This window comes from Paenibacillus sp. FSL R7-0163 (assembly GCF_037969975.1).
Classification (GTDB): Bacteria; Bacillota; Bacilli; order Paenibacillales; family Paenibacillaceae; genus Paenibacillus_AQ; species Paenibacillus_AQ odorifer.
This window is the reverse complement of record NZ_CP150224.1, coordinates 6,106,119-6,127,071: the sequence shown is the minus strand read 5'-3', so window position 1 is coordinate 6,127,071 and position 20,953 is coordinate 6,106,119. Positions and strand designations below refer to the sequence as shown.

Annotated in this window: 23 protein-coding genes; 22 read left to right on the top strand and 1 reads right to left on the bottom strand. The window is 46.3% G+C overall.

Annotated elements, in window-relative coordinates; genetic code table 11:
* Positions 1 to 123 precede the first annotated feature (123 nt).
* The 10 genes from rnmV (at position 124) to NST45_RS26870 (ending at position 8,605) form a co-directional block, all read left to right on the top strand.
* Complete coding sequence (gene rnmV, locus NST45_RS26915) at positions 124 to 675, top strand: ribonuclease M5 (RefSeq protein ID WP_036678817.1); 552 nt, start codon at positions 124 to 126, stop codon at positions 673 to 675.
* Entirely contained in the window at positions 672 to 1,556 is an 885-nt protein-coding gene (rsmA, locus tag NST45_RS26910) for a 16S rRNA (adenine(1518)-N(6)/adenine(1519)-N(6))-dimethyltransferase RsmA (RefSeq protein WP_036678815.1), read from the top strand. Before rnmV ends, rsmA begins: the two co-directional genes overlap by 4 nt.
* Positions 1,557 to 1,721: 165 nt before the next feature.
* Positions 1,722 to 2,624, top strand: a complete 903-nt coding sequence (yabG, locus tag NST45_RS26905) for a sporulation peptidase YabG (RefSeq protein WP_036678813.1) — start codon at positions 1,722 to 1,724, stop codon at positions 2,622 to 2,624.
* A 276-nt stretch (positions 2,625 to 2,900) separates the two neighbouring features.
* Positions 2,901 to 3,176: a Veg family protein gene (locus NST45_RS26900; protein ID WP_019914493.1), complete on the top strand. Its 276-nt coding sequence runs from the start codon at positions 2,901 to 2,903 to the stop codon at positions 3,174 to 3,176.
* A 143-nt stretch (positions 3,177 to 3,319) separates the two neighbouring features.
* Complete coding sequence (locus tag NST45_RS26895; protein ID WP_036678812.1) at positions 3,320 to 3,496, top strand: small, acid-soluble spore protein, alpha/beta type; 177 nt, start codon at positions 3,320 to 3,322, stop codon at positions 3,494 to 3,496.
* Positions 3,497 to 3,636: 140 nt separating this feature from the next.
* A complete protein-coding gene (gene ispE, locus NST45_RS26890) occupies positions 3,637 to 4,491 on the top strand; it encodes a 4-(cytidine 5'-diphospho)-2-C-methyl-D-erythritol kinase (protein ID WP_036678809.1) in 855 nt (284 codons plus the stop codon).
* A 75-nt stretch (positions 4,492 to 4,566) separates the two neighbouring features.
* On the top strand, positions 4,567 to 5,394 hold the full coding sequence (gene purR / locus NST45_RS26885; protein ID WP_036678807.1) for a pur operon repressor: 828 nt from the start codon (positions 4,567 to 4,569) through the stop codon (positions 5,392 to 5,394).
* 209 nt (positions 5,395 to 5,603) lie between these two features.
* Complete coding sequence (gene spoVG / locus NST45_RS26880; RefSeq protein WP_020425826.1) at positions 5,604 to 5,891, top strand: septation regulator SpoVG; 288 nt, start codon at positions 5,604 to 5,606, stop codon at positions 5,889 to 5,891.
* Between the two features lie 272 nt (positions 5,892 to 6,163).
* Positions 6,164 to 7,564 carry a bifunctional UDP-N-acetylglucosamine diphosphorylase/glucosamine-1-phosphate N-acetyltransferase GlmU gene (gene glmU / locus NST45_RS26875; RefSeq protein ID WP_036678799.1) on the top strand — a complete coding sequence of 467 codons (1,401 nt, stop codon included), beginning with the start codon at positions 6,164 to 6,166 and terminating at the stop codon, positions 7,562 to 7,564.
* An 87-nt stretch (positions 7,565 to 7,651) separates the two neighbouring features.
* Positions 7,652 to 8,605 (top strand): ribose-phosphate diphosphokinase, encoded by a 954-nt coding sequence (locus tag NST45_RS26870; RefSeq protein WP_036678796.1) that lies wholly within the window; start codon positions 7,652 to 7,654, stop codon positions 8,603 to 8,605.
* A gap of 88 nt (positions 8,606 to 8,693) precedes the next feature.
* Here the strand turns inward: NST45_RS26870 and NST45_RS26865 are convergent, their stop codons facing one another.
* Positions 8,694 to 8,894 (bottom strand): hypothetical protein, encoded by a 201-nt coding sequence (locus tag NST45_RS26865; RefSeq protein ID WP_036678792.1) that lies wholly within the window; start codon positions 8,892 to 8,894, stop codon positions 8,694 to 8,696.
* Between the two features lie 125 nt (positions 8,895 to 9,019).
* Here NST45_RS26865 and pth point away from each other — a divergent pair, with 125 nt between their 5' ends.
* The 12 genes from pth to NST45_RS26805 all read left to right on the top strand — a co-directional run bounded on the left by pth (position 9,020) and on the right by NST45_RS26805 (position 20,951).
* Positions 9,020 to 9,580 carry an aminoacyl-tRNA hydrolase gene (pth, locus tag NST45_RS26860; RefSeq protein ID WP_036678864.1) on the top strand — a complete coding sequence of 187 codons (561 nt, stop codon included), beginning with the start codon at positions 9,020 to 9,022 and terminating at the stop codon, positions 9,578 to 9,580.
* An 84-nt stretch (positions 9,581 to 9,664) separates the two neighbouring features.
* A complete protein-coding gene (locus tag NST45_RS26855; RefSeq protein ID WP_036678789.1) occupies positions 9,665 to 9,895 on the top strand; it encodes an anti-sigma-F factor Fin family protein in 231 nt (76 codons plus the stop codon).
* A gap of 131 nt (positions 9,896 to 10,026) precedes the next feature.
* Complete coding sequence (gene mfd / locus NST45_RS26850; RefSeq protein WP_339824245.1) at positions 10,027 to 13,551, top strand: transcription-repair coupling factor; 3,525 nt, start codon at positions 10,027 to 10,029, stop codon at positions 13,549 to 13,551.
* Complete coding sequence (locus NST45_RS26845; RefSeq protein ID WP_036678785.1) at positions 13,538 to 14,578, top strand: peptidylprolyl isomerase; 1,041 nt, start codon at positions 13,538 to 13,540, stop codon at positions 14,576 to 14,578. The genes mfd and NST45_RS26845 overlap by 14 nt, the downstream gene beginning before the upstream one ends.
* 255 nt (positions 14,579 to 14,833) lie before the next feature.
* Positions 14,834 to 15,376 carry a stage V sporulation protein T gene (spoVT, locus tag NST45_RS26840; RefSeq protein WP_036678783.1) on the top strand — a complete coding sequence of 181 codons (543 nt, stop codon included), beginning with the start codon at positions 14,834 to 14,836 and terminating at the stop codon, positions 15,374 to 15,376.
* Positions 15,377 to 15,523: 147 nt separating this feature from the next.
* Positions 15,524 to 17,221, top strand: a complete 1,698-nt coding sequence (locus NST45_RS26835) for a polysaccharide biosynthesis protein (RefSeq protein ID WP_339824243.1) — start codon at positions 15,524 to 15,526, stop codon at positions 17,219 to 17,221.
* Positions 17,222 to 17,248: 27 nt separating this feature from the next.
* Positions 17,249 to 18,748, top strand: coding sequence for a nucleoside triphosphate pyrophosphohydrolase (gene mazG, locus NST45_RS26830; RefSeq protein ID WP_038568022.1), 1,500 nt, complete (start codon positions 17,249 to 17,251; stop codon positions 18,746 to 18,748).
* A 289-nt stretch (positions 18,749 to 19,037) separates the two neighbouring features.
* Positions 19,038 to 19,310: an HU family DNA-binding protein gene (locus NST45_RS26825; RefSeq protein ID WP_036678778.1), complete on the top strand. Its 273-nt coding sequence runs from the start codon at positions 19,038 to 19,040 to the stop codon at positions 19,308 to 19,310.
* Entirely contained in the window at positions 19,310 to 19,588 is a 279-nt protein-coding gene (locus NST45_RS26820) for an RNA-binding S4 domain-containing protein (protein WP_036678775.1), read from the top strand. The genes NST45_RS26825 and NST45_RS26820 overlap by 1 nt, the downstream gene beginning before the upstream one ends.
* A gap of 158 nt (positions 19,589 to 19,746) precedes the next feature.
* The gene (yabP, locus tag NST45_RS26815; RefSeq protein WP_036678773.1) at positions 19,747 to 20,031 is read left to right on the top strand and encodes a sporulation protein YabP; all 285 of its coding nucleotides are present in this window, start codon (positions 19,747 to 19,749) and stop codon (positions 20,029 to 20,031) included.
* On the top strand, positions 20,028 to 20,591 hold the full coding sequence (gene yabQ, locus NST45_RS26810) for a spore cortex biosynthesis protein YabQ (RefSeq protein ID WP_036678771.1): 564 nt from the start codon (positions 20,028 to 20,030) through the stop codon (positions 20,589 to 20,591). Before yabP ends, yabQ begins: the two co-directional genes overlap by 4 nt.
* 24 nt (positions 20,592 to 20,615) lie before the next feature.
* Positions 20,616 to 20,951 carry a septum formation initiator family protein gene (locus tag NST45_RS26805; RefSeq protein ID WP_036678769.1) on the top strand — a complete coding sequence of 112 codons (336 nt, stop codon included), beginning with the start codon at positions 20,616 to 20,618 and terminating at the stop codon, positions 20,949 to 20,951.
* Positions 20,952 to 20,953: the final 2 nt, after the last annotated feature.

Sequence of the window (20,953 nt, the reverse complement as noted above, 5' to 3'; positions counted from 1 at the left end):
AAGGAACGCTGGATGATCATTTCGTTGATCGCAGAGCAACCGCTCATCACTTATACATTCTTTAACCAAAAGAAGAGGAGCGAATCCTCTTCTTTTTGCTTTTTTTGGAAGGAGTCAAGAAATATGATTAAGGAATTAATCGTCGTTGAAGGCAAAAGCGATACCGTAGCCATTAAGCGTGCTGTGGAAGCAGATACGATTGAGACAGGCGGCTCTGCTGTAAACCGGACTGTAATTGCGAAGATTGCGCTAGCTATGGAACGCAGAGGGGTTATTATTCTTACGGACCCGGACCATGCTGGGGAGCGAATTCGTAAAATCGTTTCAGCGAAGGTGCCGGGCTGCAAGCATGCTTTTATTCCGGAGAAGGACGCAACTCGAAAAGGGGATATCGGTGTAGAGAATGCATCGCCAGAGGCGATTCGTCATGCGCTGCGTAACGTACATACCTCTTTTGAAGGAGCACCTGCTTTGATTGGTATTGATGACCTTATGGCCGCTGGAATGCTTGTACACCCTCGGGCTGCTGAAAGACGTATGGCGCTTGGTAATTTGCTTGGAATCGGATATTGTAACGGCAAACAGCTGTACAAGCGGCTGGCGATGTTTGGGATTACGCGGGAGGAATTTGCCGGGGCTCTCGCCCAAATTGATCAGGGAGGCATTACTTCATGAGTGGTAGAGAGGAAATTTCGACTCCAAAACGGACCAAAGAGATTATTCAACGTTATGGATTCAAGTTCAAGAAAAGCCTGGGACAGAATTTTTTGATTGATCAAAATATTTTGGACAAGATTGTAGACGCTGCTGGACTAGATAGCGATTCTGGGGCGCTGGAGATCGGGCCGGGAATTGGAGCGCTGACGGAGCGTCTGGCACTAACAGCCGGTGCTGTAACTGCCGTAGAGATAGACCGTAGACTGATTCCAATATTAAAAGACGTACTTTCCCCTTATCCCCATGTTAAGGTTCGTAACGATGATGTCCTCAATGTGAACTTGCAGGAAATGTTCAAGGAAGATTTCACCACTGTGAACAAGGTCAGTGTGGTTGCTAACCTGCCTTATTATGTGACTACTCCGATTCTGATGAAGCTGCTTGAAGAGAAGCTTCCCCTTGATAACATCGTTGTAATGATTCAGAAGGAGGTTGCGGAGCGTATGGCTGCATCTCCAGGTGGAAAGGAATACGGAAGTCTTAGCATTGCCGTGCAGTACTACAGCGAGCCTGAGCTCGTCTGTATCGTGCCGCGTACGGTATTCATCCCTCAACCTAATGTGGAGTCTGCTGTTATCCGTCTGAAGGTTAGAGAGCATCCTCCGGTAAAGGTGGAGAGTGAGAAGCATTTCTTTGAAGTGGTTCACGCTTCTTTCACACAGCGCCGCAAGACGATTGCTAACAATCTGAAGGCTCGTTACTTCCCTGAACAAGGACGTGAGCAGCTGGAGGCTTTACTCGCAGAAGCGGGTATTGAACCGACCCGTCGCGGAGAAACACTCAGTCTTGAAGAATACGCCCGCTTAAGCGGTGTTTTGCTAGCCGCTGGAATTGAATAAGCAATAAGAAACGGTTGTTGTCTTAAAGGACGACAACCGTTTCTCGTAGAAATATAAGGATGTTATTCTGGTGGAGCATTATACATTCTTATATTTTAAAAATATGGCGAGTTATGAACCAACTGAGGCCTTTGCCCATACGATGGGGTAGAGGTGGTGGTTGTAATGAATTTAGGAGACTTGGTCGTTCGCAAATCTTATGGCGGTGATTTAACATTTCGTGTAGATAATATCGTGCAGGATAGAGCCGTCATTAAAGGCACAGATTTCCGCCTGTTGGCGGATTCTCCTCTGGATGACCTGGTTCAAGTGCCTCCTACCCGAATAACGGAACGGGGACAGCAAGCACAGATCAAAGCGAAGGAATCACTGACACAGCTGCGGAAGGACCGTCAGGAGCAAAGTCAGCGGAGCGGGGGAACCCTAACAGAGGGGACATGGGCTCCACCCTCCAAGGAAGCTCCTTATTTTGAAGTGCCGGGTAAAGTACTGCATCTGGATGGCGATCCGGCATATTTGAATAAGAGCCTTAGCTTATACGAGCAACTGCGGATTCCCGCTGAAGGGCATCATGTTCATGAATCTGCAATGGCTGATACGTTATACCGGCTGTTGCCCCGTGTACGCCCAGACATTGTAGTGATCACTGGTCATGATGGGGTACTGAAGCAACAGCATACTTACGATCTATATAGTCTGAATAGCTACAAAAATTCGCAAAACTTTATAGCTGCTATTAGGGTAGCTAGGGAGTATGAGCGGAATTTTGATGCGTTGACTATTGTTGCCGGTGCTTGCCAATCTCATTTCGAGGCATTACTTGGAGCTGGGGCTAATTTTGCCAGTTCACCTGGTCGAATTTTGATCCATGCTCTGGATCCCGTTTATGTAGCAGCAAAATCATCCTTTACTTCCATCAGGGATACTGTAAATCTTAGTGATGTTCTGAATAATACCATCAGCGGTAATCAGGGTATTGGTGGTGTTGAGACCCGTGGCAGCTTCCGTATCGGAATGCCGCGGCTGCAGAATCTGTCGGCGCTAAAAGTGACACCATCAGCCATTTAAGCGGCAGAGATAGGTCTATGGTTTCAGGAATATAGGTAATTTGAATGGGCTGAATAGAATATCCGAAAGAAAGGGTGAGCGCTGAGCTTAACCCTTTCTTTTTTTCTTTGTGATGCCTATATTACAGATAACAAGGATATTAGTCCGGCGCTGATTTCTCGCAAAAAAATTCCGTTGACAACGAAATATGCATCAACTATAATTAATTATTTATTTGCTTTGACATTGTCCTGAAAAAGTTGTATAATGGACAAGAAAAGAGGTGGTCGTCAGGTAATGGCTAATAACGCGCTGTTGGAAATCAAACGCAGTCTTGAAGCTCACGTCGGTCATAAGATCACATTGCGTGCAAACGGAGGTCGTCGTAAAACCGTTGAACGCACAGGTGTCCTGGAAGAAACGTACCCTTCTGTATTTATTGTCAAACTGGATCAGGAGCAGCAAACTTTTAAGCGAGTCTCCTATAGCTATGCCGATATACTTACTGAATCTGTGGAAATCACAGTTTGTGAAGACGATGGGCAGATGCGGATTATGTATATTAAAGCTTAATGTTTCACGAACAGTCTCCTTTGGAGGCTGTTTTTTGTTTGCGTTTTTTGGGACAAATATTTGGTGCATGATCCGTGTTCTAAGCAAGCATACTAATTGGGCAACGGGTTAATCATTTATTTTCATAAGGGAGGAATTCCGTAATGAGCCGCAGAAAACGAGGCATGATGTCGGAGGAACTGAAGACAGAGTTAGCCAAGGAGCTGGGTTTTTATGAAACCGTAGAACGTGAGGGCTGGGGTGGAATTACAACTCAAGACGCTGGCAACATGGTGAAAAAAGCGATACAGCTTGCTGAACAGGCCGCGCGGAAATCTTAAATTTTAGGCTATAAAGTGAATATTACTGAAAAAGGGTGCGTCTAAAAGGCGACACCCTTTTATTATTGGACTTCATTAGAAGTTTCTCATATAATATGTTAAGTTGTTTTTACGGGAAAAGCTGAAGGTGGGTGAACGCCTTGAAAATGTATGAAAAGGCACCAGCTAAAATTAATTTGATGCTGGATGTGCTGCACAAACGTGCTGACGGTTTTCATGAGGTGGAAATGATTATGACCATGGTAGATCTAGCAGACCGCTTAGAGCTGTCTGAGCTGCCAAGGGATACTATTATAATATCAAGTCAGGCTGGTTATATTCCCCTGGACGAGAAAAATTTAGCTTTCCAGGCGGCAAGGCTTATTAAAGACCGTTATAACGTGAAGAGTGGTGTACATATCCATCTGGATAAAAGAATTCCGGTTGCGGCTGGCCTAGCTGGCGGCAGCAGTGATGCCGCAGCTACGCTACGCGGTCTAAACCGTCTGTGGCGTCTCGGTATTCCTGCGCAGGAGCTACAGGAGCTTGGCGCTGAGCTGGGTTCAGATGTGCCTTTCTGCGTCACAGGCGGCACAGCCTTAGCTACAGGACGAGGCGAAAAGCTTACGCCAATCAACAACCCGCCACAATGTTGGGTTGTGTTGGCGAAACCACCGATCAATGTATCGACTGCAGAAGTGTATGGACGCGTTCGGAGCAATAATATAGCTGTGCATCCTTCTGCTCGAAAGATGCAGCAAGCGATTGAAGCAGGAGACTTTGGGGGCGTATGCAACCATCTAGGCAACGTGCTTGAAGATGTTACCCTAAGGCTGCATCCAGAGGTTCAGCAGCTCAAGGAAGCGATGATAAAGCTCGGAGCAGATGGGGTGTTGATGTCAGGCAGCGGACCTACCGTATTCGGTTTAGTGTCCAAGCAGTCTAAAGTAGCAAGGATTTACAACGGACTGCGAGGGTTCTGCAAGGAAGTCTACGCAGTGAGATCACTGAATTAGTCTGCTTCTCTTGTGTAAACCCGTACAAAAGTGATATATTTTTCTAAAATATTCGGTTTTGGCGAGGAGCATTCCGTGAAGAAATTAAAAAGAAGCCAACGTTTGGTAGACATGACTCAGTTTTTACTTGAGCGGCCGCATGAACTACTGCCGCTGTCTATATTTGCCGATCGCTATGGAGCGGCTAAGTCCTCCATTAGTGAAGATTTGGCAATCATAAAAGAAGTATTTGAAGGTGAAGGCATCGGAGAGCTGCAGACTTTAGCTGGTGCAGCGGGTGGAGTTCGTTATATCCCAGTTATGCCTAAAGATATGGCGCTAACCTTTGTGCAGCGCTTATGTGTGCAGCTAGAGCAGACTGACCGGATATTGCCTGGCGGTTATTTGTATATGTCGGATCTACTTGGGTTGCCGTCTTTGATGGAACAGGCGGGTAAGATCATCGCAACGGCCTTTTACGGATCGGAAATCGATGTGGTGATGACCGTTGAAACGAAAGGCATTCCACTAGCCTATGCAACAGCAGCACAGCTAGGCTTGCCGGTAGTGCTTGTGCGACGTGACCATCAGGTTACAGAGGGATCAGCAGTAAGTATTAACTACGTATCAGGATCTCATAAAAGCATACACACAATGTCTCTCTCCAGACGGGCACTCAAGGAGAAATCGCGAGTACTTATCGTAGATGACTTCATGAAGGCGGGAGGGACTGTACGTGGTATGGTCGATCTGCTCGGTGAATTTAATGCCGAGGTTGCTGGGGTAGGCGTTTTAGTGGAATCAGGCGCTGTAGAGACGGAAGAGCGTCTGTTGCACGATTACGTGTCTTTGGTAAAACTAAGTGAAGTAGACTCCAAAGAGCGGAGAATTTCGGCGCATCCGGGCAACTACTTTTCCTCTTGATTAGCCATTCTCTTACATTTTCAAAAAGCGTGGAAATTGTCGAAAACGTAAGGAATATTAAGTAAACTACTCGATGTATGTCGAAAACAACATATCCCAAAAAATATATTTCTTTTTTAGGTATTTTATGGAATGAAAAAGAAGGAATTCGCTTTGCTGTGTGGAATTATACACCAAGTCTCTGATGGAAAAAGGTGGTGAACACACACATGCAAATTACGGATGTCAGACTCCGCCGCGTTAACTCTGAGGGGAGAATGAAAGCAATCGCATCCATTACCATCGATAACGAGTTTGTTGTTCATGACATTCGCGTCATCGATGGCAATAATGGGATGTTTGTTGCAATGCCCAGCAAGCGTACACCGGACGGCGAATTCCGCGATATCGCGCACCCGATCTCTTCGGGAACACGCGAGAAGATTCAATCCGCGGTTCTGGCCGAGTACGATCGCGCCGCTACGGAAGAAGAAGAAGTTATTGAAGAGGGAGCTTAGGCTTCCTCGGAAGACTGCTACCTTTTGGGTGGCGTAGGATCCGCCGTTTTTGATAAGATCACACCGACATACACATCATGAATTAGCAGCCTGATCTTGCAAGAAAAGCTATTGCTGGTGAAGGATTTGACGACATCTTCGAAAGGCAGCGATAAATGCTTTTCTAACTTGGGGTTTATAGAAAAGAGAACCATGACTTCATGGTTCTCTTTTCTTTTTGCCCGGAATGAGATATATTCAGTAGTGAGTTCAAGAGTAGGAGGTTGGCATTCTTGAAAAGAATGGCTGTAGTACTTGCCGCAGGTCAAGGCAAGCGAATGAAATCTAAATTATATAAGGTGCTGCACCCCGTTTGCGGTAAGCCGATGGTAGGGCACGTGCTTGATACAGTAAAAGCGACCGGATGCCAGCGCACCGTTGTTGTTGTTGGGCATGGCGCAGAGAAAGTTAAGGCCTATGTAGGTGATGGAGCGGAATACGTTCTGCAGGAAACTCAGCTCGGCACTGGCCATGCTGTCAAACAAGCAAAGGATTTACTTGCTGGCGAAGAAGGAACAACTATAGTTATTTGTGGAGACACACCACTCGTAACCACGGAGACCCTGGAAGGACTCATGGCGCTTCATGAACAGCGTAATGCGGCTGCAACCGTATTGACAGCAGTTATGGAAAAGCCTACAGGCTACGGAAGAATTATTCGTGGTGAAGATGGCGGCGTTCTGAAGATTGTAGAGCAGAAGGATTGCACTACTGAAGAAGATGCAGTTCAGGAAATCAATACAGGCACTTATTGTTTTGATAATGCTAAATTATTTGCTGCACTCGAGAAGGTAACGAACAGTAATAACCAGCAGGAGTATTATTTGACTGATGTGATTGGGATTCTTCGTTCACAAGGGGATACCGTACTAGGATATCAGACCCATGACGCAGCTGAGTCTATCGGCGTTAATGATCGTTTAGCTTTGTCCGAAGCGGAAGCCTTTATGCGTCAACGTATTAATCGTAAACACATGCTGGGCGGTGTGACCATCATTGATCCAGCCTCCACTTATATCGGAGCAGATGTAGTTATCGGATCAGATACTACGCTTTATCCAGGAACCATCCTGAAAGGGAAGACTGTAATCGGGGACAATTGTGTGATCGGACCGGCTAGTGAAATCGAAGACTGTCAGATTATGGATGATGCAACGATTAAGCAGTCCGTATTGAATCAAGCTCAAGTCGGCGCACGGACAACCGTTGGGCCTTTTGCCTATTTGCGTCCAGGCTCTGTGCTTGGAGAAGAAGTTAAGGTTGGAGATTTCGTCGAGATCAAGAATGCTACTATTGGTGACGGTTCAAAAGTGTCACATCTTAGTTATGTCGGCGACGCATCTGTAGGTAAGAATGTAAACGTCGGGTGCGGTGCGATTACCGTTAACTACGACGGGTATAATAAATTCAAGACAACAATCGCAGACGATGCCTTTATTGGCAGTAATGTTAACCTTATTGCTCCAGTTACTGTGGGCAAAGGGGCTTTTGTTGTAGCAGGTTCGACAATTACACGTTCCGTTTCCGAGAACGATCTGGCTGTAGCTAGAGTAAGACAAGAGAACAAACCGGGATATGCAGAGAAGATCCGTTCCCGTGCTAAAGCGAAGAAAGACCACTCGAGTCCATCGTAAAGCGTTGCTAAGAAGCGCCGGACGGACTTATATTTCCGCGCCGGCGCCTTTGGAAAGCTAAATTCCGTCACGGAGGGTTTATATTTTATGACTTATTGTGATTCCAAGTTAAAGATTTTCACCTGTAACTCCAATCCTAAGCTAGCTAGTCAAATTGCTGATTACATCGGGATTCCGATGGGTGAATCACACACCACAAGTTTCAGCGATGGAGAAATTCAGGTCAAGCTGTCAGAAAGCGTTCGGGGATGCCATGTTTATATTGTTCAATCCACTTGTGGCCCTGTAAATGATAACCTGATGGAGCTTTTGGTTATGGTAGATGCGCTTAAACGTGCCTCCGCAAAAAGCATCAACGTGGTTATCCCTTACTACGGATATGCCCGTCAAGATCGTAAAGCCCGTTCCCGTGACCCCATTACCGCTAAGCTGGTAGCAAATCTAATTGAAAAGGCTGGCGCTCACCGTGTAATCACGATGGATCTTCATGCCATGCAGATTCAAGGATTCTTCGATATTCCAGTGGATCACTTGCTTGGTGTACCGATTCTGGCTCAGTATTTCCGTTCCAAGCAAATCGAGAACCCAGTTGTCGTATCGCCGGATCATGGCGGGGTAGTACGTGCAAGAAAGCTTGCTGATTTCCTGAACGCTCCGCTGGCTATTATAGACAAGCGTCGTCCAGAACCTAACGTCAGCGAAGTTATGAACATCATCGGTAATATCGAAGGCAAAACAGCCATCCTGATCGATGATATCATCGATACCGCTGGAACTATCGTACTTGGTGCTAATGCTTTGATGGAAGGCGGCGTGAAGGAAGTATACGCATGCTGTACACACCCAGTATTGTCTGGTCCTGCACACGAGCGTCTGGAGAATTCTCCAATCAAAGAAATTATCGTGACGGATACCATTCCAATTCGCAGCGCGAATCCAACCTCTAAGCTCAAGGTGTTGTCCGTGGCTCCACTTATGGGTGAGGCAATTATCCGCGTTCATGAAGAGTTGTCGATTAGTAAATTGTTCGAGATTGAATAAATATAACGAATGAATAGTACAAAAGGGTTACACCTCCGTTCTCGGAGATGTAACCCTTATCGGCGTGCTACAGGTAGAACTACTGGATTCAATATCCGGGGCGGGAGACAAAGGTGAATAAACTGCGGTTATAGAGTGTCCCTTGTAGCTCCACGAAAGCTTCGTCTACCGCTGTTAATACACCGATATCAATATGCACGTCGCCCTTATATATTTCCACGGGCACAGCATATTGGATGTGGTACTGAAAATGGCGTTGATGTGTCAATAATTCGCCTTTGTGCGGCATGGGTTATCACCTGTCTTCGGAGTATAATTTCGCTCTGGTTGCACAGAGATATGTAGATTAGATCTATTGTACCAAAAACGGACTCCTCTTGCCGGAGAGCCCGAATGGAAAGGAAAGGTTCGATAATGAAATGGATTGTCGGATTGGGAAATCCCGGAACACAGTACGCGAAAACAAGGCATAATGTTGGCTTTATGGCTTTGGATGAGCTTGCCGCCCAGAACGGAATTGCCTTCAACCAGAGCAAATGTAAATCCGTCATCGGTGAAGGGGTCATTGGTGGCGTCAAAACCGTATTGATTAAGCCCATGACCTTTATGAACTTGTCCGGTGAGGCCGTTCGCGCTTATATGGATTATTACAAAGTTCAACTTGAAGATATGATCGTCGTTTATGATGATTTGGATACAGAAATCGGAAAAATCCGTTTGCGTTATCAAGGAAGCGCTGGTGGACATAATGGAATTAAATCCATCATCCAGCATGTAGGAACACAGAATTTCAATCGGGTACGAATGGGTATTTCTCGTCCTGAGCCAGGTTTTGCTATTGTCGATTATGTACTTTCTACTTTTCCTAAGAAGGAAAGCGATCCGCTTAAGCAAATGATCCTTAATACTTGTGATGCACTGGAATACAGCTTACAGCATTCATTCGAGCAGACGATGGCTAAGTTCAATGGTTAATCTGTAAACCCTGTTGTTTTTAAGGCTAAAGATGAAGCTGCCCGGACATACTGAAGGTATATAGTACCTTCAGGAGGCATATAGATGGCAATAAACTATGTTTGTAGGCACTGTAAGACATCTCTAGGCAGTATTAATAGAAGTGATGTTACAGAAATGCAGTTGGGCCTTCATTCCTTGACCCCTGCGGAGCGCAGAGATATAATAGCGTATAATTCAGAAGGTGAAATCACGGTAAAGGTTACTTGCGACTATTGCAAGGAGGCTTTAGAGAACAATCCGGAGCTTAGCCTGCTGACAAGTCCGCTTCAGTAAGGTGGAAGCGCCTGTCTCTATCGTCATCCGCAAGCCTTGGCGTTACAGCTGAGGCTTCTTTTCGATTCCAATCATAATAGGTGACGGTGGCTACGCCACCGTTAGCCTGTTTAGTAAGAGAGGTGCGCCTGTTGTTACAAGGTCTTATAGAAGCTTTTTCCAAGGATCCCGATTTCCAGTCTATCACCCATGGTGTTGCTGCAGGTATGAAAGAGCAGCTCATTTCGGGGCTTACAGGTTCTGCTAGACAGATTATGCTTGCAGCATTACATGAAGAGACAACTCGTCCCTTACTTGTAGTGACTCATAATATGTTTTCGGCCCAGAAGATGGCCGATGATTTGCAGGAAGCGCTTTCTCCTGACCGGGTTCTGCTCTATCCCGCCAATGAACTAGTGGCTGCAGAAGCGGCTGTATCAAGCCCAGAGACACTGGCTCAGCGTATAGATGTGCTGACCAAATGTGCTCAGGGCTTCCGTGGTATTGTTGTAGTTCCTTACTCAGGAGTGCGTAGATTGCTGCCAGCCCCAGAGGTTATGGCAGAGGCACAAGTCACCGTTTCCCAAGATGGAACGCTTGCTCTGGATGAATTTTTGATGTCCATGATTGAAATGGGCTATGAAAGAGTAGAGCGGGTTGAAAATCGTGGTGAACTGAGCGTACGGGGTGGAATAATTGATTTTTATCCAATGACATCTCCTTTGGCTTATCGGGTTGAGTTATTTGACGATGAGGTTGATTCCATAAGAACTTTTGATCCAGTGGATCAGCGTTCTATTGATAAGGTACGTAGTGTGAAGATTACACCGGCTAAAGAGATTATAGCTAGTAGATTGCGCCAGGAATCTGCTTCTGCTGAAGCCTCAGCTATGATGGAGCGACAGTTGGAGAAGATGGCGGATCGCCAGGCGAAGCTCAGGCTGCGGGAAGAAATTGGCCGTGAGCTGGAAATGCTGCGGGAAGGTACTTATTTCCCGGAGATCTATAAATATATCAGTCTTTTATATCCTGAACGCTCTCATTTATTTGATTACATGGCCCAGGATACCATTCTTATTCTAGATGAGCCGACAAGACTGCTCGAAACGGCGAGACAGCTTGAACGAGATGAATCGGAATGGAACCTGCATTTGCTGCAAAACGGCAAATCTTTACCGGATCTAGATCTCTCTGTCGATACGGATGTTGTTATGTATCAGCGCCCGTTCCAAAGTCTGTTTATGTCAATCTTTTTACGTCAGGTTCCGCATATTCAGCCTCAGAACATTCTTGGATTTATCAGTCGTGGAATGCAGGATTTCCATGGCCAGATGAATGTGCTGAAATCGGAGATGGAGCGTTGGCAGAAGTCCGGTGTTAAGGTAATGATGCTTGCGAGCAGTGAGGAACGGATTGAACGAGTGCGCAGAGTTCTTTATGATTACGGCATTAACGAGCCGATGATTGTACAAGGAAATCTGGGTTCTGGTTTTGAGCTGCCCTCTATTCATCTATCAGTTATAACTGAGGGGGAAATGTTCTCTCAGAAGCAGCGGAAGGCACGGAAGATTTCCAAAGGAATAGATAATGCTGAACGGATCAAGAGTTACACAGAGCTGAAAATCGGTGATTATGTCGTCCACCAGAACCATGGTATCGGAAAATATATGGGAATCGGCACGCTTGAGGTCAGCGGTATTCACCGTGATTACATGCATATTCTGTATGCTGGCGGCGATAAGCTCTCAGTTCCGATTGAGCAGATTGACCTGATTCAGAAATATGTCGGTTCCGAAGATAAAGAGCCGAAAGTATATAAGCTAGGCGGCAATGAATGGACACGAGTCACCAATAAGGTTCGTTCCTCCGTTCAGAATATTGCTGATGATTTGATAAAACTATATGCTGAGCGCCAAAGTGCCGCAGGATATGGTTTTGAAAAGGATACACAGGAACAGCATGAATTTGAAGAAATGTTCCCTTACGAAGAGACCCGAGATCAGCTTCGGGCTATCGAAGAGATTAAGAAGGATATGGAACAAAACCGGCCAATGGACCGATTGCTTTGCGGTGATGTTGGATATGGTAAGACTGAAGTGGCTATTCGGGCGGCTTTTAAATCAGCGATTGAAGGTAAACAGGTGGCGGTGCTAGTCCCGACAACGATTTTGGCTCAACAGCATTATGAGACCTTCCGGGAACGTTTCGCTAATTACCCGCTTAATATTCAGGTCTTAAGTCGTTTCCGCAGCCGTAAAGAGCAGAACGAGACGATTAAAGGCGTTAGGGCAGGAACTGTCGACGTAGTTATCGGTACACATCGTCTGTTATCTCAGGACCTTGTATTCAAGGATCTGGGGCTATTAATTGTGGATGAAGAACAGCGTTTCGGCGTAACTCATAAAGAAAAGCTGAAAAAGCTGAAAACGAATGTAGACGTTCTTACGCTGACTGCAACTCCAATTCCTCGTACGCTACATATGTCGATGCTCGGAGTGCGGGATCTGTCTGTCATTGAGACCCCGCCAGAGAACAGATTCCCTGTACAGACGTATGTAGTGGAGCATAGCCAGACCCTTACGCGGGAAGCTGTAGAGCGGGAATTAGCCCGCGGTGGTCAAGTCTATTATCTCTATAATCGTGTGCAGGGCATTCAAGAAATGGCTGCTCAAATCTCTATGCTTGTTCCTGAGGCTAGAGTTGGCATCGGACATGGTCAAATGTCGGAATCTGAGCTGGAGAAGACCATTCTCGATTTCCTTGACGGAGAATACGATGTGCTCGTCAGCACAAGTATTATTGAGACGGGCGTAGATATTCCGAACGTTAATACACTTATTGTGCATGATGCGGATAAAATGGGCTTGTCTCAGCTCTATCAGCTGCGTGGACGTGTAGGCCGGTCCAATCGGATCGCTTACGCTTATTTCACGTATCAACGGGACAAGGTTCTGACAGAGGTTGCAGAGAAACGTCTGCAGTCTATTAAGGAATTTACGGAGCTGGGCTCTGGTTTCAAAATAGCGATGCGAGATCTGTCTATTCGCGGTGCAGGCAACTTGCTGGGTGCAGAGCAGCATGGCTTTATCGCATCCGTGGGGTTTGATCTGTACTCACAAATGCTGGCGGAGGAAATTCGTAAGCGTAAGGTTACTGTGCTTGGGGAGGAAGATACATCCCTGAAAGAAGGCAATACAGTCATTGATTTGTCGATTGACGCGTATCTGCCGTCAGAGTATATTTACGACAGTATCCAAAAAATTGAAATTTATAAAAAAGTGGCGGCAGTAACCTCCTTCGATGATGCTTCCGAGCTTGAAGATGAGCTCTTGGATCGGTTCGGTGAGTTACCTGAAGCCGTGGTGAATCTACTATCGGTTGCTCGTTTGAAAGTGTATGGAAAAATGTATGGCATTGATTCCATGATTAGACGCGGAGATGATGTTACCTTGAATTTCTATGAGGGAAGTCTCGGCGCTTTAGACACAGCGAAACTCGCCAAAGTTGGAAATAGCTTCGAAAGACGTGTACAATTTGATAGGGATGCGAAAGCCAGTATCCGGGTCAAATCGAAAGATTTAAGTGATAAACAGCTGCTTGACTTGCTTGAACAGTTTCTTAAGGAAGCTAAACAGTCTTTTAAATCGAAGGGAGAACTACACAATGTCGTTAAATAAAACAAAATCATGGAAAGTGCTGCTCGTTTCATTGGCAGCGGCAGTTTCCTTTTCTATGCTAGCAGCATGTGGAAATAGTGCTGATGATAATCAAGCTGTAGCCACTTATAAAGGTGGAACGATTACACAAAAGGAATTTGCAATGGATCAAAAAATCATGAAATTCCTATCTCCACAACAAGCGCAATATTTAGAGATTGATGCGTTTAAGGAGTCCATTCTGAAGCAAGAAGTGGGCTTTGAATATTTGGCTTCCCAAGCAACGGATGAAGCGAAAAAGCAAGCGGAGAAAGAAGCCGATACTCAAATTGCAAGCATTAAGGAACAATTGGGCGATACCTATAAGAAGACACTGAAAGATGCTGACGTTACAGAGAAAGATATTCGTACTTATATGGAGCGTGTGCTGTCAGTTTATCAGGATATGCTGCTTAAAGTGACTGATGATCAAGTTGTCAAAGAATTCGAAGCGACTAAAGGCGACTTTACGGTTGCCACACTGCGTCATGTGCTAATTGGTCTGACAGATGCAGACAACAAAGAGCGTACCAGCGAAGAAGCGCTTAAAATAGCGAAAGAAGTTAAGGCGAAGCTGGATGGCGGTGCTGATTTCGCAGCCATCGCTAAGGAATATTCTGACGATACTGGCTCTAAAGAGGCAGGCGGAGAATATAAAGATAAAGCTGTAGGCACTTATGTGGATGAATTTAAGAAGGCTGCACAGACCTTGCCTCTAAATACCATCAGTGATCCTGTAGAAACTTCTTACGGTTACCACATCATCAAGGTGGAGTCCCGTACAGACAAGACTTTCGACCAGTTAACGGATGAGCAAAAAGAAGGCATTAAGAGCTCAATTGTATCCAAGAACCTAGAAACGTTCATGGAAAAGGATCTGGAAGGCATTATTGAGAACATCAATCTGCCAAAAAGCTCTGCTTCCGCAGATGAAACCGGAACAAATAGTGGAACAGAAGCCACTACAGCTCCAAGCGCATCCCCAAGTGCTACAGATGCCGCTGAATAAACATCGGTAAATATGGACAAGCTTACCTTAGAAAAGCCATCTTCACTTAAAGTGAAGATGGCTTTTTATTTCGCAGAAACGGTTGTAGAACTACCTTTATCTTGATGCAGATATTAATACATGTCAGCTTATGTATAAGGATCTGGGAAGAGATGAATACTATGGTCAGATATTACGATAAATCACTGGGATTATCCTTTCCCATAATGGACAGTAGTAAGACCATACTTCTTAAGAAAGCGGGGCACATGTGAAATGAAAGCTACTGGAATTGTTCGCCGTATTGATGACCTCGGACGCGTGGTTATTCCCAAAGAAATTAGACGTACTCTTCGTATTAGAGAAGGAGACCCACTGGAAATATTCGTCGATCGGGACGGTGAAGTCATTCTCAAGAAATATTCTCCGATTGGTGAGTTGGGTGACTTTGCAAAAGAGTACGCGGAGTCATTGTTCGAAGGTACTGGGCACATTACGATGATTGCTGATCGTGACACCTTCATTGCCCTTGCAGGCGGCTCCAAAAAAGATTATTTGGAGAAACAGGTGGGAGTGCTGTTGGAGAAAGTCATGGACAGCCGTAAGACTGTGTTAGAAACCAATGAAGGCAGTTATGAAATCGCTAAAGATCATCCGGATTTGGTGTCCTCATATGTAGCCTCACCGATCATTTCCGGTGGAGATCCTATTGGTTGTGTAGTGATGGTGAGCAAGGATGATTCGGCGAAGATGGCGCAAATGGAAATAAAAATGGCCGAAACGGCTGCCGCTTTCCTGGGCAAACAAATGGAGCAGTAATCTTAATTTAGACCCCGGTTTCCTTTTGGTAAGATATACAAAGGGCAAACGGGGTTTTGTTGTTTACACAAACCGTTTCTACTTGTGGGCATACATAAGTTATAATATAGAAATTCATCCCATCAAAGTTGTAGAAGCAGGTATTATATGAAATCCAATACACAAACATCACGATTGCTGCAAGGCGCATTTATCCTTAGTGCCGCGGCCATTATCTCAAAGCTTATTGGCACACTCCAAAAAATTCCGCTGCAAAATCTAGGCGGAGATGCTGTATTTGGTATATACAACACAGTGTATCCCTTGTATACAATGCTGTTAACGGTAGCTATGCTAGGTCTGCCTGCGGCGATCTCCAAATTTGTCGCCGAAGCTTCGGCTGGGAGACGCGATGAAGAAGGCCGGCGGATTCTACTATTATCCGCGCTAATTACAGGCATCAGCGGCTTGATTATCGGCGCCATCACCTATGCAGGTGCACCCATCATTGCCGAATGGGTAGGTAACTCACATGTAATGCCTGCCTTGCGGACAAGCGCCTGGGGTTTGGCAGTTGTCCCTGTCATGTCGGCCATACGCGGGTATTTTCAGGGGCTGCATAATATGGTTCCTACTGCCGTGTCACAGATTGTAGAGCAGTCTGTACGGGTTACAGTGATGATTGTTCTTCTGTTATATCTCACTTCGCAGGGAGCAGGAGCTGAGAGCATCGCTGCTGGCGCGCTGCTTGGTTCTGCCGGAGGGGGAGCCGCAGGGCTTGTAATTATGCTGCTGTACTTGAGACGTCACCGCCGGAGGGTAAAACAGGAAGCTGCTGCTGAAGTAGCTGCTGCTGAAGTAGCTGCTGCTGTCGAAAGTCAGCGTGTAAGAGCGCTGGATGCAGGACATGGACTAGGTTCCAAGCAAGGGTTCATGGGCATTAAAGCAGGTACACTGCTGGCTTATGGAATTCCCGTAATGCTAGGTGCACTGGCTATGCCTCTTATCGGTCTTGTAGATGTATTCACTGTGCCTCGACTGCTGTCGTCTGACGGAAGTGAAGTAGCTGCGATGGCCCAGTTTGGTGTGTACAATCGGGGTTTGCCACTTGTGCAGATTATAACGATGATTGCCACCTCACTGTCTGTTGTGTTCATTCCCGCTTTGGCGGAAGCGAAGTACAAGGGAGATATGAAGCTGATTGAGACCCGCTGCAGCTTGTCGCTGCGTTGGTTCTGGCTGTTGGGTCTAGCGGCCTCAGCGGGCCTTGCAGTGCTTGCTGAGCCGATTAATATGGCTCTTTACGGCGATACCGCTGGCAGCAGCACAATGACTTGGCTGGCTTTTACCGCTGTTGGCGGTACAGTCAGCATCATCTCTGCTGCGCTCCTGCAGGGCCTCGGCTACGTGCGCGCCCCGGCCCTGCACCTTTTGGCCGCCGCGCTGCTCAAGGCGGCCCTGAACCTGCTGCTGGTTCCGCAGCAGGGCATTACCGGCGCGGCCATCGCTGGCGTGGCCGCGCATTCGTTCGCAGCAGCGCTTAACGTGCTGCTGCTGTACCGCCAGGGCCATCTGCGGCTTCGCCTCGCAGATGCCCTGGCACGGCCCGCGCTGCTCACAGCGGGCCTGGCTCTTGCCGCCGCAGCTGCCAGCTGGGGCACTGGCGCCGCGGCTACGGCCGCTGGCATCGGCGGCGGACGCACCGCCAGCTTGGCGCAGAGCCTGCTCGGGGTACTCGCAGGCTGCGTTGTCTTTGCCGTAGGCGCGGTGGTGCTGCGGCTGCTCAGCGAAAGCGAACTTCGCCAGCTTCCGGGCATCGGCCCGTCTCTGGCGGACAAGTTCAAAAAGCTGCGGTTATTTCCATAATTAACTCGCTTAAAAGGAGGAACAGATATGAGTGCAACATTAACAGTTGTTGGTCTCGGGTCAGGTAATCCCGATCGCCTGACACTAGGAATTATAAAAAAACTGAAGGCAGCATCCGTTGTCTACGTTCGTACCCAAGAGCATCCAGTCATGGCTGCTCTCACCGAGCTTGAAATCGCCACGCAATCCTTTGATGGACTGTATGAAACATTATCTTCGTTTCCTGAGGTCTATACGGCAATTACATCAAAATTGATTGAAGAGGCTCGCTCTGCCGCAGACGGTACAGATATTGTCTATGCGGTTCCGGGGCATCCCATGGTTGCAGAGTCAGCTGTTTCACAGCTGCGTCAGCGTTGCCCGGAAGAAGGAATAGAACTGCAAATATTAGGCGGGGAGAGTTTTCTGGACGAGGCGTTTGTACGACTGGGATTTGACCCTATTGAAGGGTTCCAGTTATTAGATGCTTCAGGCATTCGCAGCGCTCAGCTTCAACCTGAATTGCATACTCTGATTGGCCAGGTTTATGACAGCTTTACAGCTTCGGAGACAAAGTTATGTCTGATGGAGCTGTATCCGCCGGAATATGAAGTGGTGGTGGGTCATGCCCTTGGCGTGGAGAACGAAGAAAGCATTGTGACTGTTCCTCTATACGAATTGGACCGGCTTGAGGGTTATGGCAATTTGTCTCTGGTCTATGTACCTGCGAATCGTGATGAGAAGCTAAGAAGTCGTACTTTCGCTCGCTTGCATGAGATTGTCGATATTTTGCGCAGTCCGGACGGTTGTCCGTGGGATCGGGAGCAGACTCATGAATCTTTGCGTAAAAATCTAATCGAAGAAACCTATGAAGTGCTTGAGACGATTGATGAGGATGACCCAGACCATATGAAAGAGGAGCTGGGCGACCTTTTGCTGCAGATCATGCTGCACTCCCAAATGGAAGAGGAGCTAGGCACGTTTAACGTATTTGACGTCATAGAAGGACTGAATGATAAGCTTATCTTCCGCCATCCTCATGTATTTGGTGACAAGAATGCGAATGACGCTGAAGAAGCTCTGATCAATTGGGAGGGCATGAAGGCAGAGGAGAAGCGGCGGAAAGGCGTAAAGCCCGAGGAACTATCCGTACTCAGTGGAGTTCCGCGTGATTTGCCTGCTCTTATGAAGGCGTACAAGCTTCAGAAAAAAGCATCCAAGGTGGGCTTTGATTGGGACAACGCTACGGATTGCTTAGCTAAGGTTCGTGAAGAAATAGAAGAGCTGCAAGAAGCCATCGATACTGACGCAGCCGCGGAGGATCAAATCCTGGAGCTGGGCGATCTATTATTTGCTGTTACCAATGTTGCCCGATTTATTGGTGCAGATCCGGAAGAAGCTTTAACCCGGACCAACCGCAAATTTGTGCGTCGGTTTCAGTATATCGAGCAAAGTCTGCGAGCCAAGGGTGTGAGTGTAGAGGATAGCAGCTTGGAAGAGATGGAAGAGTTGTGGCAGGAGGCAAAGACTGAGGAACGAAAAGTATAGTGATTTTCTCAGACTATGTACGGTATACGGACCTTAAGATGAGGCAATGCTGTGAAAGTAGCATTCATCTCTGATTTAGATTATGGCGAGTAGTTTAATAGTGCTATAGAATAGATTCTGCGACGATTTCTGAGAAATAACTGTTTCTTTTTTTAAAAAACGACGATTCGTGGCAGGATTTTAAGATGACATCAAGAATATCATAAAGACGAAATGACGACTTGCCCCATAATATGGCGGTGAATCTCGTTTCATTTATTTTTTCGTATCCTAGGAGGAACTTTAAATTATGAACAAGACAGATTTGGTAAACAACATTTCCGAGAAAAACGGATTGGCAAAAAAAGATGTAGAAGCAGTATTGAACGGATTCTTGGGTGAGATCACAGAAGCTTTGGCAAAAGGCGATAAAGTCCAACTGATCGGTTTCGGTACATTCGAAACTCGCAAACGTGCAGGACGTACTGGTCGCAACCCGCAAACGGGCACAACGATTGAAATTCCAGAATCAACTGTACCGGCATTCAAAGCTGGTAACAAGCTTAAAGAAGCCGTTAACTAATGCGTCTTGACAAATTCCTGAAAGTGTCCCGATTAATCAAGCGCCGGACAGTGGCCAAGGATGTGTCCGAACAAGGCCGGGTGCTGATTAACGGGCGGGAATCTAAACCAAGTAGCGCAGTTAAGATCGGTGACGAGATTACTGTGCAATTTGGACAAAAGCTTGTAACGGTCAAAGTCGAAAAGCTAGTCGAAACGACGCGCAAGGACGAAGCCGCTGGTATGTATACTCTACTTCGGGAAGAGCCTGTTGCCAAAAGCAGCGGATTGGACTGGTAGGAGTAACATAATGAATAGTAAATAAGAAGGTGCAACTTTACATATTGTAGAGTTGCACCTTCTTTTTTTCTTTTTGCCTCTCTTATTTTAGTGGATTGGAATGTTCTATAACTTCTTCTACTGCCATAGATTAGAGGTAAGAAGGAGGGGTACATGCTATGATCGAGCCAGGAAAGGTAAATAAACAGCATGATCTGCACATGCGCAGTCGTAAACAGCTAGAGTTGACGGGCGTGCAAAATGTGGAGAGCTTTGATAGCGAGGAATTTTTGCTTCGTACAGAACTCGGCCATCTCACCATTCGCGGGAATCATTTACATATCAAAAATTTAAGTCTGGAGAATGGACTGTTGTCCTTGGAGGGCAATGTACATTCCCTGATTTATCTAGATCCCGGATCGCAGGGCAAAAATAAAGGTCTACTCGGTAAGCTATTTAAATGAATCCTGCAGTTCAGTGGCTGACGCTGTTCTACATGATATTGGCCGGGGTGACAATGGGACTGGCCTATGACAGCTACCGGGTGCTGTCGCTCAAGTTCAATTTTCCCAAATGGCTGAATGCCATGCTTGACCTGCTGTATTGGCTTTGTGCTGCTTTGTTTGTTTTTAGAATGCTCTATGCCGGAAATCAGGGGCAATTGCGATTTTATGTCTTTTTAGGTTTATTTCTAGGAATATGGATCTATTTTTTGATCTTCAGTGTTACGGTGCGACGTTTTGTGTTAATGTTAATTCAATCGGTTCAGTATATGTGCAGATTGCTATGGAGACTTATGGAGATTATGATAGGTAAACCTCTTCGCTGGCTTTGGCGCCTTATTATAGGGTTGCTAGTGCTGCTAGGTCGTATTTTATTATTCATCCTTAAGCTTCTGCTGCGTCTAACGAAGCCAATTTGGGTATTACCTGTAAGGTGGATTTCTCCATGGTTATCACGGCTTAAGCATAGCGCCTGGATCGTGAAGATCACTGGATGGATTACCAAATGGCGGAAACGCTGACCTTTGAATTAGGGGGTACGCTGCATGAACAGATTCACTGCGGAAGAGAAAAGTAATCCTAGCAAAAATTCGGCCGCAGGCGCGAAGAGAAGAAGATTCATGTGGATTCTCTTTGTGGCAGTATTTTTTGGCTGGGCGGGTTATACTTACTTCAATCAAAGTGCAGTTATTGCGGACAAGGGCGAGCAACTCGCCAAGAAACAAAAGACTAGCGAGAGTGTCACGTCATCTTTGAATCAACTGAAATATGAAGTGTCCAGACTTAATGATGATGAGTATATTGGCCAATTAGCGCGTAAATGGTACAATATCTATCCTCAAGGGGAAACTCCTATTCGAACAGAGCAATCAGAGCAATAATA